This window comes from Algoriphagus iocasae (assembly GCF_014206875.1).
GTDB classification, from domain to species: domain Bacteria; phylum Bacteroidota; class Bacteroidia; order Cytophagales; family Cyclobacteriaceae; genus Algoriphagus; species Algoriphagus iocasae.
This window is the reverse complement of record NZ_JACIJO010000001.1, coordinates 483,541-497,885: the sequence shown is the minus strand read 5'-3', so window position 1 is coordinate 497,885 and position 14,345 is coordinate 483,541. Positions and strand designations below refer to the sequence as shown.

General features: G+C 39.7%; 12 protein-coding genes. 7 read left to right on the top strand and 5 right to left on the bottom strand.

The window, feature by feature from the left end; genetic code table 11:
* Window positions 1-40: 40 nt before the first annotated feature.
* The 5 genes from FHS59_RS02140 to tsaD form a co-directional block, all read right to left on the bottom strand.
* Entirely contained in the window at window positions 41-493 is a 453-nt protein-coding gene (locus FHS59_RS02140; protein WP_184492763.1) for a hypothetical protein, read from the bottom strand.
* A gap of 64 nt (window positions 494-557) precedes the next feature.
* Complete coding sequence (locus FHS59_RS02135; protein WP_184492762.1) at window positions 558-1,067, bottom strand: HNH endonuclease; 510 nt, start codon at window positions 1,065-1,067, stop codon at window positions 558-560.
* Between the two features lies 1 nt (window position 1,068).
* Entirely contained in the window at window positions 1,069-1,866 is a 798-nt protein-coding gene (locus tag FHS59_RS02130) for a hypothetical protein (RefSeq protein WP_184492761.1), read from the bottom strand.
* Complete coding sequence (gene smpB, locus FHS59_RS02125; RefSeq protein ID WP_184492760.1) at window positions 1,829-2,296, bottom strand: SsrA-binding protein SmpB; 468 nt, start codon at window positions 2,294-2,296, stop codon at window positions 1,829-1,831. Before smpB ends, FHS59_RS02130 begins: the two co-directional genes overlap by 38 nt.
* A gap of 1 nt (window position 2,297) precedes the next feature.
* Window positions 2,298-3,311, bottom strand: a complete 1,014-nt coding sequence (tsaD, locus tag FHS59_RS02120) for a tRNA (adenosine(37)-N6)-threonylcarbamoyltransferase complex transferase subunit TsaD (protein WP_184492759.1) — start codon at window positions 3,309-3,311, stop codon at window positions 2,298-2,300.
* 29 nt (window positions 3,312-3,340) lie between these two features.
* Here tsaD and FHS59_RS02115 point away from each other — a divergent pair, with 29 nt between their 5' ends.
* From FHS59_RS02115 to FHS59_RS02085, 7 genes are all read left to right on the top strand, one after another.
* Complete coding sequence (locus FHS59_RS02115) at window positions 3,341-7,963, top strand: translocation/assembly module TamB domain-containing protein (protein WP_246388264.1); 4,623 nt, start codon at window positions 3,341-3,343, stop codon at window positions 7,961-7,963.
* Between the two features lie 12 nt (window positions 7,964-7,975).
* A complete protein-coding gene (locus FHS59_RS02110) occupies window positions 7,976-9,274 on the top strand; it encodes a cryptochrome/photolyase family protein (protein ID WP_184492758.1) in 1,299 nt (432 codons plus the stop codon).
* On the top strand, window positions 9,271-10,221 hold the full coding sequence (locus tag FHS59_RS02105; RefSeq protein ID WP_184492757.1) for a Smr/MutS family protein: 951 nt from the start codon (window positions 9,271-9,273) through the stop codon (window positions 10,219-10,221). The genes FHS59_RS02110 and FHS59_RS02105 overlap by 4 nt, the downstream gene beginning before the upstream one ends.
* 2 nt (window positions 10,222-10,223) lie before the next feature.
* A complete protein-coding gene (locus FHS59_RS02100; protein ID WP_184492756.1) occupies window positions 10,224-11,063 on the top strand; it encodes a hypothetical protein in 840 nt (279 codons plus the stop codon).
* A 137-nt stretch (window positions 11,064-11,200) separates the two neighbouring features.
* Complete coding sequence (locus FHS59_RS02095; RefSeq protein ID WP_184492755.1) at window positions 11,201-11,836, top strand: MOSC domain-containing protein; 636 nt, start codon at window positions 11,201-11,203, stop codon at window positions 11,834-11,836.
* Window positions 11,837-12,036: 200 nt separating this feature from the next.
* The gene (locus FHS59_RS02090; protein WP_184492754.1) at window positions 12,037-13,773 is read left to right on the top strand and encodes a glycoside hydrolase family 13 protein; all 1,737 of its coding nucleotides are present in this window, start codon (window positions 12,037-12,039) and stop codon (window positions 13,771-13,773) included.
* A 12-nt stretch (window positions 13,774-13,785) separates the two neighbouring features.
* Window positions 13,786-14,316, top strand: coding sequence for a VanZ family protein (locus FHS59_RS02085; protein ID WP_184492753.1), 531 nt, complete (start codon window positions 13,786-13,788; stop codon window positions 14,314-14,316).
* Window positions 14,317-14,345: the final 29 nt, after the last annotated feature.

Sequence of the window (14,345 nt, the reverse complement as noted above, 5' to 3'; positions counted from 1 at the left end):
CGAAACTCAGCTGTGTTTAGTCTTTCTTATAGGGTGATTACTACTTCTCTTTTTTTACAATTATCTTTTCAAAAACCAATTTTCCAGCACTTTTTCCGTTGGTAGAAACTGGTTCAAGAACTAACTTTTTTCCGTCAAATTCTACAATTTTTGCCTCCTTGACATTTTCCCCTTCTTGAATTGTCATCAGGTTATCTTCACTGATTTCGATCTTTGCTTTTCGCAAAGCAATCTCTTTATTCACAAAATCAGTGTAAGCCAAGCTATCTCCTTCCATAAAAGTATAGACTGTGTTTTCAAGCCTATATTGGATTTTTGTCTCTAAGTCAGCTCTAAATGCAGCGCTCGAACTCAGGTATTCTGGAGAGGTCTTAATTTTCTTGATTCCATCAAAATCAACCAATTGCCAGCTACCGATCAATTCCTGATGTTGTACCTGAGATATCCCCAAGGTAAAAGTCAGAAATAGAGTGAAGATAAAATTTAGATTCATAACCTTTTGAAGGCAATTATTTTGCCAAAAAATCCAAAGACCAAAAGCTAGATAGATTCAAGTTTCACTGCACGACTTTGCTTGCTAAAAAAGGAAGCCATTCAGCGGCTTGCCTTTCGGCATATTCTGCTAAAAAATAGGATAAACTAGGTCTGAAAGGTTCTTTTCGCAGGATTAAACCCGCTTGCTCAGGAGACTTATCCCCCTTGTTGACATTGCATCGATGGCAAGCAGTTACCAAATTCGTCCAGTTGGTCTTCCCTCCTTTTGACCTTGGAATCACATGGTCGATGGTCAAGTGCCGCTTGTTTCCACAATATTGGCACTCGCCATTATCTCTTCGGAACAGGTTATTTCTATTAAGTAAAACCCCTTTATAGGGAATGGATTTATAGGCCACAAGACGAATCACAGCTGGATATTCAAAACTCCTGCTTACTGTCCGGATCTTTAAAAGCTCATAAGTAGACAAGCAATTGGCTTTTTCCATCAAGACCAAAACGATAGCTTTCTGTACAGGTACAACTGCCACAGGTGTATGATCTAAATTTAATACCAATACTCGTTTTTCCATATCAGCTCATAATAGATTGTCCTTCGAGAACAACCTGTTTACTTGAATTGTTCTCTTGAATTGATTCCCATTCATCGATATCTGACACTCTCATTTTGCCATCCATCCACAGCACTTCTTCAGCACCTAGATACATAGAAACCTGAGAATCTTTACTTTCTAAATCTCTGAAAATAAGCAAATCTCCGGGGATTACCTGCTCCGGATCAATCATTTTTCCGGGCAGTTTATCCAAACTCCATCTATACCCAGCTGTGGCATAGATCAATTCAAAGCCTTTGATTTCATCTAAACCAAAGATGCTTCTGCCTCCAGCTTGAAAGGGAGCATTTAAGTATTTCAAAGCTATTTCCAGTACTTCTTCACGGGAGGCTTTCACTGCATGACTCCTTGTGGAACCCGTAAAACCAATATGGTCCCGCCAATTAAATAATTCAAGATCAGAAAAATGCAATCGGCTGCCAGGTAGTAGGTAAAGATTAGTGCCCAAGTATTCAATCACGGCGATTGGGCTGGTTACCACCTGAAAATCCTGACTCAGAAAGTTTGAATAATCTGCAGGTAAAATGGTTTTGATGGATTTTGAAGTGATCCAGCCTTCCAGGCCGATATCCTCATGAAAAATTTTATACCAGCTTTGGTCAGGATTGATGGCTTTAACTTGGTAGCATTCTCCAAAAAGTAACTGGGAGATAAGCGCGGATTCGAAGGTAGGTTTTCTGTAGAGCGGTAAAATTGTCTGGCGGCATATCCCAAAGACGTCAGTCAAAGGCCATTCGCTGGATTTCTCTTTTCGCATCTTTTTCTTTCAGATCGTGTCTTTTATCGTGTAGCTTCTTTCCTCGACCTAATGCAATTTCCATTTTTGCTAAGCCTCGGTCGTTTATAAATATACGAACAGGAATGATAGTCAGCCCCTTTTCATCCGACTTAGTTTCTAATTTTTCAAGTTCTTTTTTGCTGAGCAATAATTTCCTATCTCTCACAGCCACATGATTATAGCTTGCTGCCATGGAGTAAGGTGCGATATGCATCTGTCTCACATATAGCTCCCCTCTTAAAAAAACACAGAATGCTTCGGTCAAAGAAACTTTCCCTTCCCGGATAGATTTGATCTCAGTTCCTTTCAGCACCATGCCGCAGACAAATGTCTCGATGAATTCAAATTGAAAACCCGCTTTCTTATTCTTGATGTTGATGATTTTATCAAACTTACTATCCTTCGCCATATTAGATTTTCATTTTGGCCAGTGGAGTAACATCATACGATGAAAATTCCCCCGCCAGATACTTGTAATGTGCAGCCATGGCAATCATGCCTGCATTGTCTGTACAATATTCAAATTTTGGAATGTACAAGTTCCACCCTCTTTTATCAGCCAACTCCTGCAAGCTTTTTCTCAAACCTGAATTGGCAGAAACCCCGCCAGCTATCGCTATCTCCGAAACTCCATATTGTTTCACAGCCTCTTTCAGTTTGATCTGAAGCATTTCGATCAGCGTCCATTGTATGCTAGCGCAAAGATCAGGCAGATTTTCCTCGATAAATTTCGGATTCTCTTGAAGTTGCTCTCGTAGGAAATATAAGACAGCAGTTTTGATTCCTGAGAAAGAATAATTCAAACTTGGCATCCGGGTTACCGGAAATTTAAAAGCCTTTGGATTTCCTTCTTTCGCATATTTATCGATTAATGGACCTCCAGGATATGGTAGACCAAGCAATTTCGCAGTCTTGTCAAACGCCTCTCCCACCGCATCATCTTTGGTCTCCCCAATTACCTCCATATCCAGATAGTCTTTGACCAAAACCAGTTGGGTATGACCTCCGCTTACGGTCAGACAAATGAATGGAAAATTAGGCTTAGGGTCATCGATAAAATGTGCCAAGATATGCGCCTGCATATGATTAACTTCTATCAAAGGAATATTTCTACCAAAAGCCAAAGCTTTGGCGAAGCTCACTCCTACTAGCAAGGACCCCATCAATCCAGGACCCCTGGTAAAGGCTACTGCCGAAAGCTGATCCAATGTAATTCCAGCAGACAAAACAGCCTCCTGAACCACAGGGATAAGATTTTCTTGATGTGCTCTCGAAGCAAGTTCGGGAACCACACCCCCATATTTTTCGTGAACCGATTGTGTAGCGACAATATTATTAAGTACTTTGCCGTCTACAATAATAGAGGCAGATGTCTCGTCACACGAGGATTCAATTGCTAGAATAAAGTTATCGTTGGTACCCATTGGAAAAGAACGCGAAAGTTACGGATTTTTTGCACAAAGCGTTTCGGATAATCCTTTGGCTTGTATTTTCTATCTTACTACTATTCATACTTGCTGCTGTTGCCCTTCAAATCACCTTTGTCCAAAACTGGGCCGTAGATACTGCATCCAGTTACATCAACGAGCGGACTGATTTCAAAACTGACATTGGCAGAATCAGGCTCAACTGGTGGGATGCCATCAAACTGGAAAACGTCACAATTTATGATCACAAAGACAGTCTGATGATTGGATCTGAAGTGATAGAGGTGGATTTTGACCTCAACAATCTTTTGACTTCCGGAAATCCTGGCCTTCAGGAAGTCCGTCTCAGCCACCCGGATTTGCACCTAATTACCCATGCTGCTGACAGCATGATGAACATCAATCTCTGGGTTCTACAAATGTCAGACCTTTTTAGTTCCGGAAGCAGCTCAGAAAAAGCCGCCAAATTCGCAATTGACCAGATCCAGATCCGTGAAGGAACTGTTTACGTGGTGAATTTAGAATATGATCCTTTCGAATATGGTTTTGACTACAATCATCTAAAATTCGAAAAGGTGTTTTGCAACGCGAATGATTTCTATGTAGAAGGTGCAGAAATCGGTGTTGATGTGAAAATGATCACTGGATTTGAAGCTTCTTCCGAATTAGAAATCAAAGAACTGATCACTGATTTCAAATATTCCCCGGAGTTTATGGAGTTTGATGGGCTTAGTTTAAAATCAGACAAAACCCATATCAAAGATTACATCAGATTCGATATGATGAGCGATTCTGCTCTTTCGAATTTTATCACAGATGTGAAAATCACCGCCCGGATGCAGGAATCGAAACTTAACTTGTCTGACTTGCGAAAGTTCGCTCCTACCCTTCCCGAATTCGAAGATGAAATCTATTTAAGTGGAGAAGTGATCGGTCCTATTGCAGACATGAAATCCGATGAATTCTTAATTCGGCTTGGCCAAAAAACAGCGCTTTTCGGAGCATTTGAATTGGAAGGATTACCTGATATCGAGGACACCTACATCAATCTTTCCCTTAAGAACTCTACCATTCTTGCCAGAGATTTGGCTCCCTACATAAAGCCAGAAGTCGAAAAAGAAATTTTCAAATTCAACACCATTCGGTTCAATGCTGACTTTGCCGGATATCTACGGAGGTTCAATACTTCGGGTAATTTCAAAACCAGCATCGGTGATATAGAAGGAAGAATCAACTTTGATTTGGTGAATAACAAACCATCCGTTGTCTCCAGGCTGAAGGTTTCCAATCTTAACCTAGGAATTCTAGCTGAAAACAGGGAGTTATTCCAAAAAGTGAGTTTGAACGGAAATGTGACCCTTCAAGGTGATACCAGAGAAAATATATTGGTTGGTGTGGATGCAAACATTTCCAATATTGGAATCAAAAATTACAATTACACCAATATTAACACCGATGCCACTTATGGCCTTAACCTATTCAAAGGAAATTTGGATATCGCGGACCCAAACCTGAAGATGCAGGCCACAGGACTGCTAAATTTAAACCCATCAGTTGATTCGGTGAGAATGCAAATCAATCTGGATTCTGTATTTCTGGAAACGATTAACCTGACAGACAAATTAAATTTCTTAAGCGGTCATCTGAATATAGATACCAAAGGAATCACTGTAGATGACATTCAAGGGATTGCGAGATTTACTGATATAGGATTGGGATTTGAAGATCGGTATCTGGATTTGGGAGATTTTAATTTCCAATCACTTTTTGCCGGAGGTACCAGAACCATGTCCATCAACTCCGATTATCTAGTTGCTGCTGCTTCTGGCCAATTTAACATCGAACAGATGTCCCGAGATCTGGACATTCTATTAGACCAATACATTGCGATTATTCTTAACGAACCTCAGCCAGTTGCGGATCTGGAGACGGTTTTTTCGGAAACATATAATCTGGATCTGAACATTCGGATGTTTAATATCAATCCCATTGTCCAGCTTTTTGATCCGGGAGTTTCTATTTCCAGAAATACCATTTTGGAAGGCGCATTTTACCAAACTCCGGAAAATACTGTATTCAACTTTTTCACCAGTATTGACACGCTGACTTACCAGAATAAAACTGCATTTGCCACCAACATAGATTTCAACACATCCAAAATCATCAATTCCGAAGAGATTTTGGCTTCCTTTTATATCTTCTCCAAAGCTCAACAAATCGGAAAAGATATTGAATTCTCCAACCTGGGGCTAGAGGCAATCTGGGATCAAAATAAGCTTGCTCTTGACTTTACCTTGGATCAGGATTCCACACAAAGTGCTGCAAGAATCAATGCAAACGCACAGTTCTCTCCTCAAAATACAAAGATCAATTTTGCCCCTTCTTCCCTTAAAGTTCTTAATAGAGAATGGAAGTTTGTGGCGGACAATTTAATCACTCTGATTCCTGGCGAAATAGACTTTTCAAATGTAAAAATCTACAACGAAAACCAATTCATTTCTTTAGACGGGGAGATCTCTAAAGACTCTACAAAAGTACTTCAGCTTGCTCTGAACCAAGTAAATGTGGATTTATTAAACACCTTGGTACCACAGGAATTTGAAGGCACTGCTAATGGTCTTTTCTCAGTGGAAGATGTGTATGAAAAACCATTGGTTCAGGGAGAAATCCGTATTGACAGTTTGGAAATCAACACCTTCCCTATAGGAAATCTAAAAGGAACAGCCGACCTGAATAGTGAAAGTTTGGCCTTGAATTTAACCAATACCCGAAATGGTAAGAAGACAATTGATATGGATGGGGGTATCGGATTGGAAAATCAGGATATAAATATTGACGCAAAATTGAGTGAGACAAATCTGATCATTCTAGAGCCTTTCCTTTCAAATTACGTTTCCCAAATGGGTGGAACAGTAACAGGAGACTTCCAGATTCGAGGAACGACAACTAACCCACAAGTATTAGGTTCAGGAAATATCCGAGATGGTAGGTTAAAAATCAACTTCCTCAACACCAGTTATCGGCTGGATGGAAAAATCGCGTTCAATCCTAACCTGATCAATTTCAAAGATTTGCAACTACGGGATGTCAATGGAAACTTGGCAAATCTGACTGGTGGTATCAATCATAAAGATTTCAAGGACTTCTATTTAAACATCAAATCCAACCTGACCAATTTCCAGGTTTTGAATACCACCGATAAGGATAATGAAACTTTTTATGGAAATGCCTACGTAACCGGAACAATAGATTTCATTGGCAGTACAACCAATCTGGACATCAATGCCCGAGCTACCAGTCAGCCAAATACCAGGATTTACATTCCTCTATCTAAAAATAACCGAATTTCGCAAGAGGATTTCATCCATATTATTAATATTCAGGATACGGTAAGAATCAGGGAAATAACGGAGGAAATCAATCGACTGGACATTGAAAATATCCGAATGAATTTTATTCTGGACATCACTCCAGATGCGCTTGCAGAGATTATTATTGATCCACGAACAGAAGAAGGAATCTCTGGCCGAGGACGGGGAGTTTTGACGATGAATATCGATACCCAAGGCAATTTCTCATTGACCGGGAATTATGAAATCACAGAAGGGAAATATAATTTCTCTCTTTACAACATTGTCAAAAAGCAATTTAATATCCGACCTGGAGGTAGAATTACTTGGTATGGAGATCCTTATGAGGGAGTTATGGATTTAACCGCAGAATATGTGGAAAATGTGTCGATTCAACCCCTTCTCAATGCCAACACCACGGCTGATCCAGACAACACTCAATCCAGAAGACGGTATCCTGTCAAAGTGATCATGGATCTGCAGGGAGCACTACTTTCACCGGACATCCAGTTTGGTTTTGACTTCTCCCAGTTCCCTTCCTCGGGTGACGTCCAGACTACAATTTCTGCTTTCCAAAACAGAATTGCCAATGACGAGCAGGAGAAAAACAGGCAGGTTTTCTCTGTGATTATGTCCAGATCTTTTTCTCCAGAAGGTCAATTTGCCGGCGTAGCGAACATATCCTCCAGTTTGGGTCAATTGCTTTCGTCCCAACTGAATGCATTCCTTGGCCAAGTAGATAAAAATCTTGAAATCGATGTGGATTTGGCTTCTCTAGATGCGAATACCTTGGAAACATTCCAGCTTTCTGTGGCCTATACATTCCTTGATGGAAGATTGAGAGTTTCTCGAGATGGTGGTTTTACCAATAACCAAGGGACCGCCAATGCAGCTTCCATCATCGGTGACTGGCAAGCTGAATATTTATTGACGGAAGATGGGGTTTATCGAATCAGGATTTTCAACAGAAATAATTTCAATGTCCTTACCTCTCTTTCACTTTCTAAAAATGTCGCTACCTATGGTGTCTCTGTTTCCCAAAATGTTTCTTTCAACTCATTCTCTGAGCTTTTCCAGAAATTAACCAGAAAGAAAGATGAGAAACTGCGAATCAATGACACTGATGATTTCCTTCGATACAATTATGAAAACGGAGAAAAGTGGACTCCGATTAATTTAGAAAATCTTGAAAACCGATTGGATTCATTAGAGCGGATCAGAAATGCCACTCCGGTTCCCGATTCCATCCCTCCCAAACAAGATTCTCTAAACATTTTCATCCAAAAACCGCTTTTCTGATAAAGTTTAGCTATGAAGAAAATTACGATTTTTTGGTTTCGAAGAGACCTGAGATTAGAAGATAATACCGGATTATATTACGCCTTGCAGCAGGAAACAAATGTGCTTCCACTATTTATATTCGATCGGGTGATTTTAGATGATCTGGAGGATAAAAAAGATGCAAGAGTATCCTTTATCCATGATCAGATCCAAGAACTCAAATCACAATTTGAAGAAAAAGGAAGTACTCTTTTGGTGAAATATGGCAAGCCAGATGAGGTTTACGAGGAGCTTTTCAAGGAGTACAACATTGAGTCAATTTATACCAATCGGGACTATGAACCTTATGCCAAAAAGCGGGACAAAGCGATTGAAGAATTGGCGAAGAAGAATGATGCAACATTTTTAAGTTTCAAGGATCAGGTGATTTTTGAGCCCGGAGAAATCCTGAATGGATCTGGCGAGTTTTACAAAGTATTTACTCCCTTTAGCAAAGTTTGGCTTCAGAAATTTGAGGAAACGAACGTCGAGGTTCTATCCTATTTCCATTGGAAGAATCTGCTGGAAACTAAACCGGAAAAATTGGTTTCACTTGATGACATGGGGTTTGAGCGAACCGAAATTGAAATTCCAAGTTCAAATGCTGATGAGGAAATTATCCGACATTACGATCAAACCAGAAATTTCCCAGCAAAAGACGGCACTTCCCGACTGGGAATCCATCTTCGCTTTGGCACTATTTCTATCCGAAAATTAGCCTTGAAAGCCGCAGGACTCAATGAGACTTATCTGAATGAATTGATTTGGAGAGAGTTTTATATGATGATTTTGGCATATAATCCGCAAGTGGTGGACAAAGCTTTCAAACCTGCTTACGACCAGATTCCATGGAGAAATAATGAAAAAGAATTTGAGGCTTGGTGCAAAGGAAAAACAGGGTATCCGATCGTGGATGCCGGTATGCGCGAACTGAATACCACCGGCTATATGCATAATCGGGTTCGGATGATTGTTGCATCTTTTCTAACCAAACATTTGCTGATCGATTGGAGATGGGGAGAAGCATATTTTGCCAAGAAATTATTGGACTACGACCTGTCCGCAAATAATGGCGGATGGCAATGGGCAGCAGGTACTGGAACAGACGCACAACCATACTTTAGGGTATTCAATCCTGAATCACAAACGGAGAAATTCGACAAGGATTTAAGCTATATCAAAAAATGGGTACCAGAATATGGAACTGAAAACTATCCAAAACCGATTGTAGATCATAAATTCGCCAGACAAAGAGCGCTGGACACTTATAAAAAAGCATTGGATAAATGAACATTGGAGATAAAGTACGATTAATCAGAGGGACGGAAGAAGGGATCATCCGCAAAGTCTCTTCAGGCGGAAGAATAGAAATAGAGATTGAAGACGGTTTTATTATTCCAGCATTAAAAAATGAAGTGGTGCTTGTGCACGCTGCCGAAAAAAACTATTTCGGAGAGCAGGCAAAGAAAGAATCCGAAGCGGATATTCCTCAGGCCATTTCAGGCCCAAAAGATCAGGGACTTTACCTTGCATTTATTCCAATCAATGATCAAAGTCTCAGTCTTTACCTGATCAATGACAGTAAAAAATCCTATTTGACGCACGCCTCGGAGGTTTATGGTGACAATCATCGAACCTTGATGGCGGGAAAACTTGAACCGGGAGAATCCAAAAAGTTTGATGATCGCCTGATGAAGGAAATGGATGAATGGCCAGCATTTTTGCTCCGTTTTATCCCGATTCAAAATACCTTGGAGAAAGCTTTACCGGCATTTGAGCGTCAGCTGAAGATGAAGCCAACTCAGTTTTTCAAGCATCTTAGCAAAGCTCCTTTGCTTGGCAAAAGCGCCTACATTTTTGCTTTGGAACAAACGACCAAAGAACTGGATATCCGTGCATTGAATCAGGAATTGGAAAGTCTTCAGCCGAAAGCTGCTCCAGTTCAGACAATGAGACCTCCAAAATCTGTGGATCTTCATATTGAAGTATTGACCCCAGATTATCAGGGAATGAGCAATTCGGCCATGTTAAAGCTTCAGTTAGAGGTTTTTGAGAAAAATCTGGATCAGGCTATCGCCAGTGGAATGGACGAAATCACATTTATTCATGGTTTGGGAAATGGAGTTTTAAGAAAAGAAATTCACCGTCATTTGAGTCAATTAGGAAATATTAAGTACTTTCAGGACACGCAGAAAGACCAGTGGGGTTATGGGGCTACACTGGTAAAAATTTCCTAAAAATGCAGAGCAAAGTCTCTCCGGTATTTCAACTATTCGATCGTCAGCATTCCGATGCCAAAGTTGTTTTTTTGGCTTTGGGTAAGCAGATCAAGTCTAAAAAAGCCATTGAGTTATTAAGCAGAATGGAGTTTTTACAGCTTTACTGCAATTTGCTCGGTAAAATCCATTTCGAAAAAGAAGGCCTGAATTTCGATATTTTCTCTTCCTTCAAAAAGCTGGAAAAGCATCTCCGGAAGATTCACCATTTCAAATTAGTCGAAAGGAGTTTTCAGGAATACCAGAAGAAAACCAAAAACAAAATCCTATTTCCCAGTTACCAGAATTTTCTCGAAAAGCAGAAAAAAAAGCTTTACAATGAGTCTTTTGATCTGGTTGTAGGTAGTACCTTGAAAAGCTGGGATGAATTATATTTTGCTGCCATGCAGGCAAGCAAAGGCCTGAAACCTTTGGCAATCAGTTCGGCTATTAATCAGATCATCCAGGAGGAACTGGATTTTATTCATGTGGATCTCAAAGCCAGTCTTGATAGTAAAGCGTTGAAGGAGATTTTTGACGCATTGAAATCCATCATCATGCTGGAGAATTTGCTGATACATTTGGGATTCAATCCAATCTTTGTTGACAGCATTCATGAAGAGTTCAAATTGTTAAAGGACAGTCTAAAACCTTGGTATTCCAATCAACTGGCCTTGCAGTCACTGACCCATTTTGTTGCTGAAAAAGAGAATGCCTCCCAGAAATATCTGGATTGGATCGACGAATTGAAGAGTCAAAAGAAAATTCTTTCCTCCCAAGCCGAGAAACAGGCCCATCAGCTTTTTGATAAGATTTTGATTTGAGAAAAGTCTACGATTATTCCATTGAATTGAAATAGTATTTTGAATGATTATTTCACTTCATTCATGACACAAGTTCAATGCGATCTTTTCAGTAAATCATGATATATTACTCTTGAAATCCATCATCAATTTTTCAAATGAAAATCCTTTCTACCAACATCGGCAAACCCACTACCTTCATTTGGAATGGCAAAGAAGAAACTACCGGGATTTATAAAAAACCTACCAATCAACCCATTTTTTTGACGAAAAACGATGTTTTGGGCGATGAAGTATCCAATAGACTCAACCACAGTGGTTACTATAAGGCTTGCTACGCATTTTCTGCCGAGCAATATCCCTATTGGCAAAATCTTTACCCAAACTTGGATTGGTCTTGGGGCATGTTTGGTGAAAATCTCACCCTTGAGGATTTTGATGAGCAAGAGGTACTTTTAGGAGATATATACAAAGTTGGGGAAGCTGTGGTACAGGTTTCTCAATACCGTGAACCCTGCTATAAATTTGGACACAAGTTTGGCACCCAGCAGGTCATCAAACAATTTGTCCAACACGGTTTTGGTGGTACATATTTCAGTATTCTTGAAGAAGGTTATGTTGCGCAGGGCGATGAATTTGAACTCATAGATAGACCAGAGCAAAGTCTCTCTGTCGCAGAATTATTTCATTTGGTTTTTGCGAAAGAAAAGAATCAAGAGCATCTAAAAATCGCCGCAAACAGTAAAGCTATTCCTCCCAAAAAGAGAATTCTATTGAGCTCCTACATCCAATAATACAAAACTAGTTTCTGGTTTAGATCTAAAATGTAGTTGTAAAAAACCTTAAAGATCTATTAGCCAGAACTTAATTCGATCAAAACAGAAGTCTTGAAAACTTGAGCATTTGACTCTTCCCGATTTTTTATAAATTGATTTCCTTGTTCGATACATTCCAATTCACAAGGAATCAGCATCATACACCCAAAATCACTGTTATGAACAGAATCTTTATAATTTCTCTTCTAGGAATTTTCCTTACTGCCTGCTCTGAAAAGGTAGAAAAACAAACTGCCGAAATTCAAATCGACAGACAATGGTGGAAAGAAGGCACGCTTTACCAAATTTACCCTCAAAGTTTTAAAGATACCGATGGCGATGGATTTGGGGATTTTCGAGGCATTATAGATGAATTGGATTACCTGCAAAGTCTGGGTATAACTGCTGTTTGGATGAATCCATTTTTTGAATCACCCATGGTTGACAATGGCTATGATGTGAGTAATTATCGGGCGATCAACCCTCGTTATGGCACTATGGAAGACTTTGAGGAAATGGTCAAAGGGATGAAAGAGCGAGGCATTCGCTTTGTTTTGGATGTGGTGGTCAATCATAGCAGTGATCAGCATGAATGGTTTCAATCCGCAAAAAACTCAAGAAATAGTGAATACCGCGATTACTACCATTGGTGGCCTGCGGAAAAAGGAGAACCACCCTACAGATACAGTCTTTTTGACCCAGAAGGAGGCTGGGATTATGTCAAAGAAACAGATTCTTATTACCTCCACACTTTTGCGGAACAACAGCCAGACTTGAATTGGGAGAATCCAAAACTTCGCCAGGAAGTCTATGATATCATGAAGTTCTGGGCGGAAAAAGGCGTGGATGGATTTAGAATGGATGCATTTCAATTTGCCAGTAAGGACATTACCTATCCTGAATTTCCTGAAGGATATGAATCAGAATTCATTAAATATCATGGCCTGAGACCGGCATTGCATGATTATTTAAAAGAAATGTACCTAGAAGTGATGGAGCCTTATAATGTTTTTGCTGTAGCGGAAGGAGCTGGTAGCACATTTCAGGATGCACATGACTTGGTTGATGCAGACAGGAAAGAACTTCAAGTAGCTTACCATTTCGAATACGTGGACATGTCTCGAACACCAGCCGGCTACGAGCTTTCGGATTTCAAAGAAGTATTCAGTCGTTGGGACAGTGCTTTTGCAGAAAAAGGGTGGATCGCAGTATTCCTTTCCAATCATGACAATGCTCGATTGGTAGATAGATTTGGAAATTCCAGCCCTGAATTCAGACGAGTAACTACTCAGCTATTGAATACATTTTTGCTTAGCATGCGAGGAACGCCCTATACTTATTATGGTGATGAATTGGGAATGACCAATTTGGATATGCCCACTATCGAAGAGTATGTAGACATCGATGCTTTGGGGAAATACAAAGCTGCAAAGGCTGCAGGTCAGGACATGGAAGAGTTTATGGAGGTTTTGAATTACAGCTCCCGTGAAAATGCCAGAACTCCTATGCAGTGGAATGATTCTGAAAATGCTGGCTTCACAACAGGTACACCATGGAAGCGAGTGAACCCGAATTACAAAGAAATCAATGTGGAACAGCAAAACTCAGATCCAAACAGCGTGCTGAATCATTTTAGAAAAATGACAAAGTTGCGAAATGAAAATCTGGTTTTGGTCTATGGTGATTATGAATTATTACTCCCAGATCACGAGCAGATTTATGCCTATACCCGAATTCTCGGAGAAGATAAAATGCTTGTTTTGCTGAATTTTTCGGATAAACCCGCAGAAGCCACCTTGCCAGAAGCTCAAGGGTTAATTGAGATTTTCATAAATAATTATGACAGTAGTCCAATTAAAGCAGAATCAAAGATTGTTTTAGAACCTTATCAGGCTGTTATTGTAAAAATGAATTAGCAATCAACTAGCATGGAAGTTCAACCTATTGGGAAAAATCAAAATAACCTTGACAAATGGACATTTTGGCTATTGATGATTTATGTATCAGTCTTGGTTTGGATCATTCTTTTGAAATTCGGTGTTCAATTTTCTTACATGGAAAACCGGAAAATCAATTTGATCCCTTTTGCCAATGGATATTATGACAAGACAGAAACCATCATGAATGTGGTGATTTTTATACCATTGGGGATTTATGCTACTTCTTTATTCAAAAGATGGGCTTTTAACACCCAGTTGATTTTCTTCTTTCTGATGGGTTTGATTTTAGAAAGTCTGCAATACCTTTTAAAAATAGGGACTTTTGATATTACGGATCTGCTCACGAACACAACAGGAGGCATCATCGGGTATTTAGGATTCTGGACAATTCGAAAACTGACTCAGGACCATCAGAAATCTCAAAAATTTTTTAATATTTTGTCCTCTGTGGGAACCTTGACCATTTTGCTTCTATTAATCCTGCTCAAATTGGAAATGCTTCCTATTCGGTATCGATAGTTATTAAATAGTGCTTTTCTGTTAGTTTA